Annotated in this window: 16 protein-coding genes; 9 read left to right on the top strand and 7 right to left on the bottom strand. The window is 38.5% G+C overall.

The genetic code is table 11. The features are described 5' to 3' along the window. The first annotated feature begins 359 nt into the window (after positions 1-359). Positions 360-1,214: a hypothetical protein gene (locus HDT10_RS05710; protein WP_290881001.1), complete on the top strand. Its 855-nt coding sequence runs from the start codon at positions 360-362 to the stop codon at positions 1,212-1,214. A 15-nt stretch (positions 1,215-1,229) separates the two neighbouring features. Here HDT10_RS05710 and HDT10_RS05705 read toward each other — a convergent pair whose 3' ends face one another. From HDT10_RS05705 to HDT10_RS05685, 5 genes are read right to left on the bottom strand one after another with little or no spacing between them, the layout of a single operon-like run. Further along, positions 1,230-1,979: an amino acid ABC transporter ATP-binding protein gene (locus HDT10_RS05705; RefSeq protein ID WP_290880999.1), complete on the bottom strand. Its 750-nt coding sequence runs from the start codon at positions 1,977-1,979 to the stop codon at positions 1,230-1,232. 14 nt (positions 1,980-1,993) lie between these two features. Then, on the bottom strand, positions 1,994-2,647 hold the full coding sequence (locus tag HDT10_RS05700) for an amino acid ABC transporter permease (protein WP_290880998.1): 654 nt from the start codon (positions 2,645-2,647) through the stop codon (positions 1,994-1,996). Positions 2,648-2,682: 35 nt separating this feature from the next. Further along, positions 2,683-3,309 (bottom strand): restriction endonuclease, encoded by a 627-nt coding sequence (locus HDT10_RS05695; RefSeq protein WP_290880996.1) that lies wholly within the window; start codon positions 3,307-3,309, stop codon positions 2,683-2,685. Then, positions 3,281-4,462, bottom strand: coding sequence for a class I SAM-dependent methyltransferase (locus HDT10_RS05690; RefSeq protein ID WP_290880993.1), 1,182 nt, complete (start codon positions 4,460-4,462; stop codon positions 3,281-3,283). The genes HDT10_RS05695 and HDT10_RS05690 overlap by 29 nt, the downstream gene beginning before the upstream one ends. A gap of 9 nt (positions 4,463-4,471) precedes the next feature. Continuing rightward, positions 4,472-5,143 (bottom strand): amino acid ABC transporter permease, encoded by a 672-nt coding sequence (locus HDT10_RS05685; protein ID WP_290880991.1) that lies wholly within the window; start codon positions 5,141-5,143, stop codon positions 4,472-4,474. 141 nt (positions 5,144-5,284) lie between these two features. Here HDT10_RS05685 and hemJ point away from each other — a divergent pair, with 141 nt between their 5' ends. Genes hemJ through ubiE form a run of 3 tightly spaced genes read left to right on the top strand, consistent with a single transcriptional unit; the run spans position 5,285 to position 7,864 of the window. After that, complete coding sequence (gene hemJ, locus HDT10_RS05680) at positions 5,285-5,713, top strand: protoporphyrinogen oxidase HemJ (RefSeq protein WP_290880988.1); 429 nt, start codon at positions 5,285-5,287, stop codon at positions 5,711-5,713. Positions 5,714-5,722: 9 nt separating this feature from the next. Beyond that, positions 5,723-7,144, top strand: a complete 1,422-nt coding sequence (gene argH / locus HDT10_RS05675) for an argininosuccinate lyase (RefSeq protein WP_290880985.1) — start codon at positions 5,723-5,725, stop codon at positions 7,142-7,144. Next, on the top strand, positions 7,145-7,864 hold the full coding sequence (gene ubiE / locus HDT10_RS05670; protein ID WP_290880982.1) for a bifunctional demethylmenaquinone methyltransferase/2-methoxy-6-polyprenyl-1,4-benzoquinol methylase UbiE: 720 nt from the start codon (positions 7,145-7,147) through the stop codon (positions 7,862-7,864). 31 nt (positions 7,865-7,895) lie between these two features. Here ubiE and HDT10_RS05665 read toward each other — a convergent pair whose 3' ends face one another. Together HDT10_RS05665 and HDT10_RS05660 are read right to left on the bottom strand one after the other, a co-directional pair. Further along, positions 7,896-8,522, bottom strand: coding sequence for a trimeric intracellular cation channel family protein (locus tag HDT10_RS05665; protein ID WP_290880980.1), 627 nt, complete (start codon positions 8,520-8,522; stop codon positions 7,896-7,898). A gap of 133 nt (positions 8,523-8,655) precedes the next feature. After that, entirely contained in the window at positions 8,656-9,219 is a 564-nt protein-coding gene (locus tag HDT10_RS05660) for a thermonuclease family protein (RefSeq protein ID WP_290880978.1), read from the bottom strand. A 154-nt stretch (positions 9,220-9,373) separates the two neighbouring features. Here HDT10_RS05660 and apt point away from each other — a divergent pair, with 154 nt between their 5' ends. The 5 genes from apt (at position 9,374) to HDT10_RS05635 (ending at position 12,703) form a co-directional block, all read left to right on the top strand. Further along, positions 9,374-9,934: an adenine phosphoribosyltransferase gene (gene apt, locus HDT10_RS05655; RefSeq protein WP_290880975.1), complete on the top strand. Its 561-nt coding sequence runs from the start codon at positions 9,374-9,376 to the stop codon at positions 9,932-9,934. Between the two features lie 104 nt (positions 9,935-10,038). Beyond that, the gene (gene panD / locus HDT10_RS05650) at positions 10,039-10,407 is read left to right on the top strand and encodes an aspartate 1-decarboxylase (protein WP_290880972.1); all 369 of its coding nucleotides are present in this window, start codon (positions 10,039-10,041) and stop codon (positions 10,405-10,407) included. Next, on the top strand, positions 10,400-10,711 hold the full coding sequence (locus HDT10_RS05645; RefSeq protein WP_290880969.1) for a YbaB/EbfC family nucleoid-associated protein: 312 nt from the start codon (positions 10,400-10,402) through the stop codon (positions 10,709-10,711). The genes panD and HDT10_RS05645 overlap by 8 nt, the downstream gene beginning before the upstream one ends. After that, positions 10,711-11,865: a PDZ domain-containing protein gene (locus HDT10_RS05640; protein WP_290880966.1), complete on the top strand. Its 1,155-nt coding sequence runs from the start codon at positions 10,711-10,713 to the stop codon at positions 11,863-11,865. The genes HDT10_RS05645 and HDT10_RS05640 overlap by 1 nt, the downstream gene beginning before the upstream one ends. Beyond that, positions 11,840-12,703 (top strand): polyprenyl synthetase family protein, encoded by an 864-nt coding sequence (locus HDT10_RS05635; RefSeq protein WP_290880964.1) that lies wholly within the window; start codon positions 11,840-11,842, stop codon positions 12,701-12,703. The genes HDT10_RS05640 and HDT10_RS05635 overlap by 26 nt, the downstream gene beginning before the upstream one ends. Positions 12,704-12,707: the final 4 nt, after the last annotated feature.

Below are 12,707 nucleotides of genomic sequence, written 5' to 3'. Positions count from 1 at the left end.
TCGCTTAAACTATTAACAGATGAAGCAAATTTTATTCCACAATTACTTTATATCAATTTGTCATTTCATTTTGGATTGATTGAGAAAATTTGTTTGCGAACTTAAGGATTCTAGTAGTAGAATCCCAAAGTCTTGACTCGGAGTTATTTTGTCTGACCACTGCGGTGGGAAGGGTGCTGATAGTCATTTCCTTTGCACGCATTCAATGCAAACATTAAGCCTAAAATTCCCAACAAAACTAAAAACTTTTTCATTTACTCTCCTTAATAAAGTTTCGCAATTATAGCAGGTTTTTTGAGGGATTGTCCATTGTACAATATGCTAAAATGGCGCATTTAATTTCTTAAATAAGGTATTTGATGAAAGGTATAATCTTAGCAGAAGGAATCTTGAGGGCAGAAGATGGCAAACGATATAATTTTAAATTAAATGAGATTCAAAACTTATCCAAGTTTGCAAACGCAAATGAGTATAGCCTAGATGGATTGGAAGTAGATTTTGAACAAGGTGAGAATGGTGAGGCAATCTCACTCTTTATCCTTGAATCTAAAAAAACAGATTCTAGTGATATACAAGTCAATACAAAAGAACCCGATAAAAAGAGCTTTTGCGAGGAAGTTAAGACAGATATAAAGTCAAAATTTACTATTTTTCGTGGCATTATTGAAGAGTCCAGCGAGTCGCAAATAACGCATACGGTCGGTGGGATAAATAATAATATACAGAGGATGGCTGACCTTATTCAAAGACGGAATAAATTTAAAATGGGTGATAAAACTTTTACTTTTGATTTTTATGTCTTTAACGCACTCTCCCCATTTCTCCCTTTAACAGAACCGACAAACCCAAATAATATTCACAATGAGATTAATCTTGAAAGTGGAGATGAAGTGATTATAGCAGCTTTTAAAGACAAAACAGGATTTTATAAAGTAGAGGCATTGAAAAATTTAAGCAAAGACTATCACCTCTCCTACATTAAAGACAACCCTCTATATCTTAGATTCTTAACAATTTGTAGTATCGTGCTTATTGCTGCTTTTCTCATCAGCTTGCTTGCATTTTTTTCAAAAGGCGATTATTCTGGGCTAGTGGCTTGTGCTTTTGTTCTCCTGCCTTGCTTTTTGGTAGGGAGATTCTTTGCTCTAAGGCTTTTAGGGATTAAAACGGGAGAGAAAATTGATAAGTTTATTAAGGATTATGTCAAGCCATAAAGATATGATTCCTCTCTAAAACTCAAAAACACTCAAAAACTTCTTGGCTCTCTCACTGCTTGGATTCTTAAAAAACTCTTGCGGACTTGCAATTTCAGCGATTCTACCATGGTCAAAAAACACGATTCTATCTGCAACATTTTGGGCAAATTTCATCTCGTGGGTTACGAGTAGCATTGTCATTCCATCACCTGCTAGCTCCTTAATCACATCTAGCACCTCTTTCACCATTTCTGGATCTAGCGAAGCGGTTACCTCATCAAAAAGCATAATCTCTGGATTCATACAAAGAGCACGGACAATCGCAACGCGTTGTTTCTGTCCTCCACTTAATTCTTTGGGATAGACATTCTTTTTTTGCTCCAAGCCTACGCGTTTGAGTAGCCCAAGAGCTTGGGAAATCGTCTCTTCTCTCTTGCGATTCTCTACTTTCATCGGTGCTAAAATAATGTTTTCTAACACGCTTAAATGTGGAAAAAGCTCGTAGTTTTGAAACACCATACCAATTTTTTGCCGAATCTTTGTCCATTGCACCTTTATATTCTCTCCGCCAATTTGTGTGTCTTTAAAAAAAATCTTGCCGCCTTGAATGGATTCCAAGCCATTAATACACCGCAAAAATGTGCTTTTGCCGCAACCACTAGGTCCCAAAATCGCACAAACTTCGCCCTTTGTAACATTCAAACTCACAGAATCCAAGACGAGATTTTCTCCATATTTTTTAGTGATATTTTCTAACCTTAAAAGAATCGGTTGATGGCTCATTGATTTCCTTAAATTTAAGTTAATTTCTTTTCTAAATTTCTACTCCAAAGCGAGAGAGGATAGCATAAGGCAAAGTATATCATAAAGATTCCCCCATAGACCCAAAAACTTGCTGTCGGATAAGCAATGAGATTCACTTCAATGATTTGCTGCCCGACTTTTAGCATATCACTCACTCCGATGAGTGCCGCAAGAGAGGTTGTTTTTATCATTCTTGTAAAGAGATTCACGAGACTAGGCAAAAGACGTTTGAAGCTCTGCGGAAACACAATATAATATTGTACCGCAAACTCGCTCAAACCCAAAGCCCTAGCACTCTGCGCTTGATGTGGAGGTAGGCTTGAAATCGCCCCCCGCACCAAATCCCCCATCTCTGCGATTCCCCAAAGGCTAAAAACCAAGATACACGCACTCACCCCGCTTAGATTTATGAGACTTGAAAAGCCAAAATAGACGATAAACAACCACGCGAGAATCGGAATAATGCGAATGGATTCCAAATAAAGCCTGCAAATGCTACGCAAAATCCGAGAGCGTAAAGTCATCACATAACCCAAAATGAAGCCAAATAGGCAAGAAAACAGAATCGCAATGAATGCAATCTGGAGTGTTGTTAGCACTCCTTGTGCGATTCTTAAAAGATTTTGAGGCAAAAAGAGTAATTCCATTATTTATCCTAATTCAAAATACCTATATATTTTATTTATTCAGTCTCCAAAATTCTATGATTCACCAGCATTTCTTTTAGCGTAAAAGGGTATCTCTTAACCTTTTTATCCCAACTTTTTATATAAATATCCAAAATATACCGCATAGCTTCTATTTCGGTTCTATTTGAAAATTCTCTATTTTTAGACCAATCGCATTGAAAAGGCAAATTATTACCATTTGGCACGAGCGTTTGGATTCTTTTAAGTGATGTATAAAAGCAATCTTGCGTGTCGTTTTTATTAATTACCAAAAAGTAATAATCATAGCCTATTTTTAATTCATCTACTAGCATACTATGAAATTTATCCCACACTAAAGGCATATTTCTAACTCCGCTTAAAGCATAACCCATACCTAATTTTGATGAGCAGTTATCCGCCGCGCCATTGTTTAAATCTGAAATTTTAATATTGACAAAAATCTCTTCTTTATCACAGATTCTAAAATCATACCATTCTCTAATGCTTGGAGTTTTGATTTCTTTGAATTTTTCAAGCAATTTTTTTAAAATCATTTCTTCATTTGTAGCAGAATCCAATCTGCCATCATCATTTTCGTTACTCAATACAAGCGGGTGATTTTTCAAAAAATCAACGATGTTTTCTAAATATTGCGTCATCTACCATTGCCTCTTTTAAGGACTTTTGAGCAAAAATATATCTGCCACCCGTTACAAATCCCATTTGTTCCCAATTCAATGTATTTAATTGCTCTGCTGCTCTCTCCAAATTTAAAGGAATCTTTGGGAAAAGTGCCAAAACAGAGCCGTCCCACTTTTTGCATTGATGAATGAAAAATGGTTTTTTATTTCTTGTTTTACAATTCACATAAATTCTAGGCTCATTTTCTCTAAAGTTTACCGAACGCCCCCAAGCCCACCAATTCTCCTCATTAAACTTTTTAATGCCACGATTTAGCAAAATTTCTTTATATTTTTCAAGCCCTAAATCATATCTCTCATAAATCATTTTTTTCAGTTTGCCTGTTTTTGCTGTTTGCGAACAGACAAACTCCTCTCCACATTCACTAATAAAAACCTCATCTCTGCCACTAACTGCTCCTACTTTTATATCAAAAAGTTCTCCGAGTGATTTTACTTTGAGACTTTGACTAAAAGAAATAATACCATCTTGAATTAACAAATGCTTCTTGCCATTGAAAGTTTGGGTTTGGTAAGAAAAATTACCTTTTTCGTAGCGAAAAATACAGACATTAGGACAAGATTCACGAAAGAGTCTTTTATCACCATAGTCAAAAAAATGCGTAATCGTTCCATTATCTAAAAGTAGCTGATTCGTATATCTTGCAGAGGTAAGCTTAATAAAATCTCGCGGGACAATAAAAATCAACTCGCCACGCTCTTTTAAATGATGAAAGCATTTTTCAATAAAATAAAGATATAAATTTGCCTCTACATTGATATTTGTTTGATGAGTAATGTTTAAAAACTTATTATCCACATAAGGTGGGTTACCTATAATTGTGTCAAATTTCTCTTCCATAGAATAATCAAAAAAATCCATATTTAGAACTCTTTTATCCTCTATCAAACTCTTATCAATCTCAATAAAAACTGCATTTTCTTTCAAACATTCTTTGAAAGCTAAATTCCCACAACTTGGTTCTAAAAGTCTCCCATTTTTGTTTTGTATCAAAGAAGTGCATTGTTCCACAAGAATCTTAGGACTAAAAAACTGCCCTAGATTTCTTTTGAGACCAGATTGCATAATGCTATTTTTGCTTTTTGCAGATTGTCTTTGCCTGCTTCTCATATCTTCCCCCTACACAAACCGCTTGTAGTGTCGCTCTAGCAGCGAAAATGCCACAGACAAAGGCAAAAGCACGACCAAATAACAAAGCACGAGAAGCAATAAAGTCTCATTGGTTTTATAGTAACTACCGATTAAATCCTTCGTTACATACAACACATCTACAAGCGCAATCGCGCTTACTACCGAAGTTTCTTTGAGCAAGAAAATCGCATTTGCGCTAATGTAAGGCAAGCTCACCATTAGACTTTGAGGCAACACGACAAAAAGCACGAGTTGTAACTCATTAAGCCCCAAACTCCGCCCCGATTCTAGTTGAATCTTGCCAACAGATTCCAACCCCGCACGAAAAGATTCCGCCATATAACTTCCACCCAAGAATACAACCCCCAAAAGCGCGCAAGTATAACCCTCTAACCTCAATCCTACTTGCGTCAATCCATAATACAAAAAGAAAAGCTGAATGAGCAAAGGAGTATTGCGTGAAAGCTCAATATAGCCTTGCGTAAGTGTAGTTAAAAAGCGCAGTTTATAGTATTGCACCAAAGCAATCAAGAATCCCAAAATCACAGAAAACACGATTCCAAAAAACGACAAGTGCAATGTGAGCCACAAAGCCTTGATAAAAGTCGGAATCGCATTTTTGATAAAAACAAAATCAAGATTCAAAAACAACTCGTGCAAGCCAAATCCTCATTTAAGTATAGAAAACTATTTATTTTAGAATTTTGTGCGGATTATACAAAAAAGATGATTAATTTTTCTCGCAACTTTAAGTCTGTTTTGCTACAATTTTGACTTTTATAACTTAAAAAAGGGCAATCTATGGCTTACTTATATGTGAAGATTTTTCATATTGTGGCGTTTGTATCGTGGATGGCGATGCTATTTTATCTCCCGCGCTTGTATGTGTATCACGCGGAGCATTTGGATAATGCTGGGTTTGTAGAAGTCGTCAAGGTTCAAGAAGAAAAACTCTTCAAATTCATCGGCTATCCCGCGATTCTTTGCACTCTCATTTCTGGTATATGGCTCATCGCATTAGAACCCTCTTGGCTTACAGGAGGTTGGCTACACGCTAAGATTCTTATTATCGTGTTCTTAGTGGTTTATCATTATAGCTTGTATCGTTTTTTGATTGCTTTTAGAGAAAATCGCTGCTTTAAAAGTGGCAAATTTTTCCGCGCCTATAATGAAGTGCCAACCCTCGCAATTATCGCAATTACAATTTTGGTAATTCTCAAACCTTTCTAAAGGCAAACAATGGAAAACAAAAAACTTTGGGGAGGGAGGTTTAGTGCAAGTGCAGCGGAAATTTTAGACCAATTTAACGCCTCCTTGCCCTTTGATAAAAAACTCTATAAACAAGATATTTTAGGCTCACAAGTCCATGCTAAAATGCTCGCAACCTGCGGAATCTTAACCACAGAAGAAGCTGAAAAAATTTGCAAAGGATTAGAGCAAGTCAAAGCAGAAATAGAGCAAGGGGCGTTTGCATTTGTGTTGAGTGATGAGGACATTCATATGGCGGTAGAAAAACGTCTGACACAAATTATTGGCGAAGTGGGCAAGAAGCTCCACACTGCACGTAGTCGGAATGACCAAGTTGCGCTTGATTTTAGACTTTTTGTACTAGATTCTAATCGCGCACTTCGCACACTTCTCTTAGAGTTAATGGAGACATTGCTAGGAATCGCAACGCACCACACACGCACCATTTTGCCGGGTATGACTCATTTACAACACGCACAGCCCGTTAATTTTGGCTTCCTAATGTGCGCCTATGTGAATATGTTTATGCGGGATTTTGAGAGGTTAGAATCCTCTTTTAAGCGCAATAACTTTTGTCCTTTAGGCGCAGCTGCGCTTGCAGGTACTCCTTATAAGACAGATAGATTCTTTAGTGCGAAGTCTTTAGGATTCCTTTCCCCGACTTTAAATGCAACGGATTCCGTGAGTGATAGGGATTTCGCGCTAGATTTTCTCTATGATTGCAGTATGATTGCAATGCACATTTCAAGGCTCGCAGAGGAGCTCGTGCTCTGGAGCAGTTATGAATTTAGATTCATTACTCTAAGTGATGCGTATTCTACGGGAAGCTCCATTATGCCACAGAAAAAGAATCCCGATGTCCCCGAACTTTTGCGCGGTAAAAGCGGGCGTGTCTATGGTAATCTCGTCTCTCTCTTAGTGGTAATGAAAGGCTTGCCACTCGCCTACAATAAAGACACACAAGAGGACAAGGAGGGGGTGTTTGATAGTTTTGAGACTTTAGAGATTTGCCTAAGAATCCTTAATGATGCCCTCAAAACGATGACAATCCATACAGATTCTATGCTACAAGCTTGCAAGAGAGGGCATTTGAGCGCAACAGACCTTGCGGACTTTTTGGTGCAAAATTGTGGGATTCCTTTCAGAGAGGCACACCATATCACAGGCAAGGCAGTCGCTTATGCAGAATCTTTAGGCAAAGACTTGAGCGAATTGACACAAGAGGAATTATGCAGTGTGGATTCTAGCATTCCACCAAGTGCGCATCAAAGTTTAGATTTGGAAAAGTCTATGAATAGCCGAAATTCCTATGGTGGCACTTCCACACAAGCAACCCTTACACAAATTGAAAGCCTAGAGGCTTGGTTGAAACTTGCAAAAGCCTCTTTGCAAGAGAGTGGCAAGGAATCCTAAATGCAAAACAAGCAACAAGAAATCATTGCAATGTTTGATGACATTGCAGGAAGTTATGATTTGGCTAATCGCGTGATGAGTTGCGGGATAGACGTTGCTTGGAGGCAAAAAGCCTGCAAACTTGCTTTTGCTAATTTACCCAAAGAGGCGTTAGGTAACTTGCAAATTGCCGATGTTGCCTGCGGCACAGGAGATATGATAAACCATTGGCACAAAAACGCTCAAAAAGAAAATGTGCAAATCCAAAGCATTGTAGGGCTTGACCCAAGCGAGGGAATGCTCAATGTCGCACGCAAAAAACTACCTCAAGTTGAATTTGTGCAATGCGAGGCAACCAAACTTCCCTTAGACAATGCGAGCAAAGATATTTTAAGTATCGCCTATGGAATCCGCAATGTAGTAGAAAGAAAAGGCGCATTGGCAGAATTTGCAAGGGTGATTAGACAAGGCGGAATCTTGGTTATTTTAGAATTTACCAAATGTGAGAATCCCTCATTTTCAGAGCAATTAATGGGATTTTATACCAAAAACATTTTGCCTTTCATCGGCGGACTTGTTTCTAAAAATTATCGTGCCTATCGTTATTTGCCTGATTCCATTGAAGAGTTTTTAACTGCCGACAAACTCAACGCAGAATTACAAGAAGCGGGATTTACACCTCTTTATACCAAAGCATTTTCTGCTAATGTCTGCACTCTTTTCATCGCCAAAAGATTATAAATTCTTTGCGATTCACCTACAAATCATCTCATTATTTGGGAGTATATTTAAAAGTTGGCAAACCAAGATGATAACGAATTGCAACCAAACGCGCAATAAAGCCAACAGACAAGCAGGCAATAAGGATAAAATTCGCGTTGAGCTCAAAATATTGCGTATGAATCCAATCGCAAAGAACATACAAACTACCCACAAGCAAAGAGACACTAGCGTAAAGCTCTTTTTGAAACACTAAGGGAATCCGCGCACAAAAAATATCCCGCAAAATGCCTCCAAAAACGCCTGTAATCACTGCGCCTGTTACCGCCATTGCTCCGCTTGGATGCAAATCCAATCCCACGCGCGCACCAATCACGCTAAAAACTGCAAGCCCCATTGCGTCTAGCACCAAAAAGGTTCGCTCAAATCTAGCGACAAAATAAGGAATCTTTGTCGTCAAAATCGCCGCAAAACACACAAGTGCTAAGTATTCTGGGTGCGCTACCCAAGTCAGTGGATAATGCCCAAAGAGCACATCACGGATTGAACCTCCGCCAATGGCAGTTACACAGGCAATAAACACCACGCCAAACCAATCCATATTATGCCTTCCCGCTGCCAATGCCCCACTCATTCCCTCCGCAGTGATTCCTATAATATACAAACTTGTCAAAAGCATTTTAATCCTAAATCATTTTAATAGGGATTCTCTCAATCTGCCCTACATTATACCAAAAGTTCTTCTGCGTCCTTGTAAGAAGCCACTATGCGAATTTCTTTGATAATTTATCTCCATAAAGGATTCCACGCCCCTACTCACTCAATGTTTCTTTCGCAATTTCTTGTAAGGTTTTTTTGAGGCATTCCATTTCTTTGCCCCACTCTTTCCACAATCCGCGCTTCTCGGCTTTAGCAATACTTTCTAAGACTTCCAAATCTGCTAAGACTGCAGATTCTGTAATGTCAAAATACTGCACGACCGCATAACCATCACGTACGAGCTCGGCATTAAAGAGATTCCCCCCACGTTGCAAAAAACACCAACCACTTTTATAACCTAGACGATATTGCTCTTCTAGGAAAATCTTATTGCGCGTGTATTGCATCGCAAAATGACGCATTTCTTTTACCGCTCTTTTATCCACTTCGCAAGTGTCGTTTTTGAAGCTCTTGCTCACACCTGCAATACCATAAAGTTGGCAATAAAGCATACCATAATCCTTGCTATACACGCTAAAGAGTGTAGGAGCGAAAATATGCTTCACAATGGCTTGTCGGTTAATCGGAGGTGTCGCAAAGGCAAAAAGTTCTAACCCGACTAAACACACCCCTAAACCAATCATCAAAAGAATTTTAGAATGTTTTATCTTTTGCATTTTGATTCTGCCTTTAAAAACAATTTCTATCTTTGCCTAAAATTGTAGCAAACTTCTACTTTTTATCAAATTTTAGCCCAATAAAAAACAACAATCTTGACACAATCACACAAAACGCGTTAAGATTCCGCAAATTTTGAGTTTAAGGAAAAATATGCCAACAAATCAACTAAGCCAAGAACAAAAAACATTTCTGCTTGACTCCATTCGCACGATTCCAGATTATCCACAACAAGGAATCTTGTTTTATGACATTACAACACTTTTGAACAATTCACAGGCTTTTGCACTTACTATTTCTCACCTTAAAGCACATTACGAATCTTTAAGCATTGATTTTATCGCTGGAATTGAAAGTCGCGGCTTCATCTTTGGTGCTGCTCTCGCTTTTGCACTCGGTGTCGGATTTGTCCCCATTCGCAAAAAAGGCAAACTCCCCCATACAACCATTTCCGAAAAATATTCTTTAGAATATGGATTTAGTGAAATTGAAATCCATATTGACGCGTTTAAAAACTCTAACAAACCAACTCCAAATGTGCTTTTGGTAGATGATTTGATTGCCACAGGTGGCACTGCAATCGCCGCAGTCAATCTTATCCAACAAGCAGGAGCAAACTGCGTAGAGGCTTGCTTTATCTTAAATCTTGAATCTCTAAAAGGCGCAGAAAATTTACGCAAAGTTGCCCCACTTTATACACTTTTAGATTTATAAGAATCCAAAATTCTTGGCGAGGAAGTTTTATTTTGCGTAAAATGTGTTAAAATTCTTAAAATTTACAAAGATTTAAATTCTAAAACTTTTTAAGGATACCTAGATTGAATTTAACTATGTTATACAGCAAAATCCACCGCGCAAGCGTGAGTGATGCCAACCTAAACTATGTAGGTTCTATCACGATTGACATTGAACTCATCAAAGCTGCCGCGCTTAGAGAGGGACAAAAAGTAGATATTGTCAATATCAATAACGGAGAGCGGTTTTCTACTTATGTGATAGAGGGCAAAAAGGGCGAAATCTGTTTAAATGGCGCAGCAGCACGTAAAGTGCAAGTAGGGGACAAAATTATCATTATGGCTTATGCGCAATATAGCCAAGAAGAGCTCTTACATTACGCACCAAAAGTTGTGCTAGTAGATGAAAAAAATCAAATCATTACGGTTAAAAAGGAGCTAAAAAATGTTTGACCCACAAGAGCTTGCCAAGACACTTGGTAGCTTACAAGAAAAATTAAAAGAAGCACAAGAAGAGAACAAAAACTTGACATTCAATGCCAAAAGCGGTGGGGGATTAGTAAGTATCAGTGCCAATGGCGAGGGAGAAGTCATTGACATTAACATTGATGATTCTTTACTAGAAGATAAGGAATCTTTACAAATTTTGCTTATGAGCGCGTTTAATGATGTCTCTAAAAGCATAGAAGCAAACCGCAAAAATATGGCAATGGGTATGTTGGGCAATTTAGGAGATTTTCCATTTAAGGGGATGTAATGTTTGGTTTAACGAAATTTAAAAAGCTCTGTTGGATTGGGTGTGGAATCATATTTTTTAGTTTGTCGCTTTTTGCTTATGATTTTGAGGCTTGCAGACAAAAGGCGAATCTCTCAATGGAGCGCGTGGGCAATACTTATGGAATCGCTATCAAACCTCTAGGGGATTCCATAAAAGAATCCGAAACTTTAATACCCTCAAAAGTCGCTCTCTTCGTCTATTCTCCACAATCCACACCCAAAGGCTATAAAATCCTCAAACACGACCCTTTTGTAGGAATGTATTTATTAGAATCCAAAGGCAAATTATTGCCAATTTCCTTGCGCTCCATTAATCAAGAAATCCTAGAAGATGAAATGGCAAGTATCCTCCCGACAGAGGGCGTAAGTGGCAAAATCCAAACACGAATGCAAAGCCCAATTGATTTTGCGACACTCAACACTCCAACATTTCAAAACAGCCTTATTAGCACGATTTGCGACCATATTTATGGAATCGGAATCGGCAAAAATGCGTTTATTGAAAAGGCTTACCTAGAACGTTTTATTCAGAGTGATTCCATTTATTATGGCGATATTGGCGTGCGTGTCTTTCAAAACAACAACGATAGAGTAGAAGTAAATCTCATTGACCCCTTTTTCACTGCCAATCCCTTTAGGTATGGCGACATTATTATGATGGTTAATGGCGAAGCGATTCCCAATGTAGCGCATTTTAATCGTGTCGTATTTGATTTAAAAGAGGGAGAAATCGTGCCTGTACGTGTATCACGAAATGGTGCTATTATAGAACTGCAAGTGCGCGTGGATAGGAGACGCGGCGGAATGCTCTTAAAAGAAGATTTCTTAGGGCGCGTTGGGATTGAAGTCAATAGCGACTTTGTGGTTACCTCTGTTGCGCCTTACGCCAAAGACGGATTTGAACGTTTAAGAGTTGGGGACAAGGTTTTACGCGTCAATCAGCACACTGTTCCTAAGGGCTATGATGCAATTATCCATTTGCTCGGTCAATATCCAGACAAAACGCAACAATGGCTGATTTCACGTGATGATTTCCAATTCTTTATCAATGTCAATCAAAAATCGCGTCCGCAAACGACACAAGACAGCCTAATGCAAGGACTCTTAAATGAACTCTCTACCTTTAGTTTTTGATAGATTTGAGCATTACCTCATCAAACAAGCCCCAAAAGTTGCTAGCTTTCACCCCTACTTTGAGGCTGCGCTATGGGAAATGGTGCAAAATGGCGGCAAGAGATTCCGTCCTAAACTGCTGCTAAGCATTGTCGCAAGCTATAAACCTAGAATGTTAGAAAAATCATTCGCTCCTGCACTTGCCTTAGAGATTCTGCATACTTATTCGCTCATTCACGATGATTTACCTGCAATGGATAACGCCTCCTTGCGCAGGGGCTGCCAAACACTCCATACAAAATACGATGAAGTGGGCGCGATTTTAGTAGGCGATGGGCTTAACACACAGGCATTTTATCTGATAACTAAGGCAAAATTAAAACCAAAAACCAAAGTTAAGTTGATTCAATGCTTAAGTTATAATGGGGGAATCTATGGTATGGTGCTAGGGCAGGCGTTAGATTGCTATTTTGAAAACCAACAACTTCCGCTAAAGAAACTAAAATTTATCCATTTAAACAAAACAGCTAAACTCATTGCAGCAAGCTTGCAAATGGGTGGAATCCTTGCAGAATGCGACAAGAAAACCCGCAAGGCTCTTTACCAATTAGGATTGGATTTGGGATTGTTTTTTCAAATCCGAGATGATATGATTGACGCGACACAAAGCAGCCAAGAAGCTGGCAAACCTACACATCAAGACAGCACGAAAAATAGCTATGTCAATTTATTGGGGCTAGAAAACGCAAAGAAAGAAGCAAAAAGCTTGGCGGATTCTATTTTAGAACAATTCAAGGGCTTAAATCCTAGAGCAAACAAAATTTTAAACGAGCTTTTGAGTGATTACTTTACTTTTTAAAGGG

This window comes from Helicobacter sp. (assembly GCF_014799995.1).
Taxonomy (GTDB): Bacteria; Campylobacterota; Campylobacteria; order Campylobacterales; family Helicobacteraceae; genus Helicobacter_D.
This window is presented reverse-complemented; position numbering and strand designations above follow the sequence as displayed.

Excerpts from the sequence above, each read along its gene's own strand:
- HDT10_RS05710 (WP_290881001.1), top strand. The coding sequence starts at position 360 with ATGAAAGGTATAATCTTAGCAGAAGGAATCTTGAGGGCAGAAGATGGC.
- HDT10_RS05705 (WP_290880999.1), bottom strand. The coding sequence starts at position 1,979 with ATGAGCCATCAACCGATTCTTTTAAGGTTAGAAAATATCACTAAAAAA.
- HDT10_RS05700 (WP_290880998.1), bottom strand. The coding sequence starts at position 2,647 with ATGGAATTACTCTTTTTGCCTCAAAATCTTTTAAGAATCGCACAAGGA.
- HDT10_RS05695 (WP_290880996.1), bottom strand. The coding sequence starts at position 3,309 with ATGACGCAATATTTAGAAAACATCGTTGATTTTTTGAAAAATCACCCG.
- HDT10_RS05690 (WP_290880993.1), bottom strand. The coding sequence starts at position 4,462 with ATGAGAAGCAGGCAAAGACAATCTGCAAAAAGCAAAAATAGCATTATG.
- hemJ (WP_290880988.1), top strand. The coding sequence starts at position 5,285 with ATGGCTTACTTATATGTGAAGATTTTTCATATTGTGGCGTTTGTATCG.
- argH (WP_290880985.1), top strand. The coding sequence starts at position 5,723 with ATGGAAAACAAAAAACTTTGGGGAGGGAGGTTTAGTGCAAGTGCAGCG.
- ubiE (WP_290880982.1), top strand. The coding sequence starts at position 7,145 with ATGCAAAACAAGCAACAAGAAATCATTGCAATGTTTGATGACATTGCA.
- HDT10_RS05665 (WP_290880980.1), bottom strand. The coding sequence starts at position 8,522 with ATGCTTTTGACAAGTTTGTATATTATAGGAATCACTGCGGAGGGAATG.
- HDT10_RS05660 (WP_290880978.1), bottom strand. The coding sequence starts at position 9,219 with ATGCAAAAGATAAAACATTCTAAAATTCTTTTGATGATTGGTTTAGGG.
- apt (WP_290880975.1), top strand. The coding sequence starts at position 9,374 with ATGCCAACAAATCAACTAAGCCAAGAACAAAAAACATTTCTGCTTGAC.
- HDT10_RS05645 (WP_290880969.1), top strand. The coding sequence starts at position 10,400 with ATGTTTGACCCACAAGAGCTTGCCAAGACACTTGGTAGCTTACAAGAA.
- HDT10_RS05640 (WP_290880966.1), top strand. The coding sequence starts at position 10,711 with ATGTTTGGTTTAACGAAATTTAAAAAGCTCTGTTGGATTGGGTGTGGA.
- HDT10_RS05635 (WP_290880964.1), top strand. The coding sequence starts at position 11,840 with ATGAACTCTCTACCTTTAGTTTTTGATAGATTTGAGCATTACCTCATC.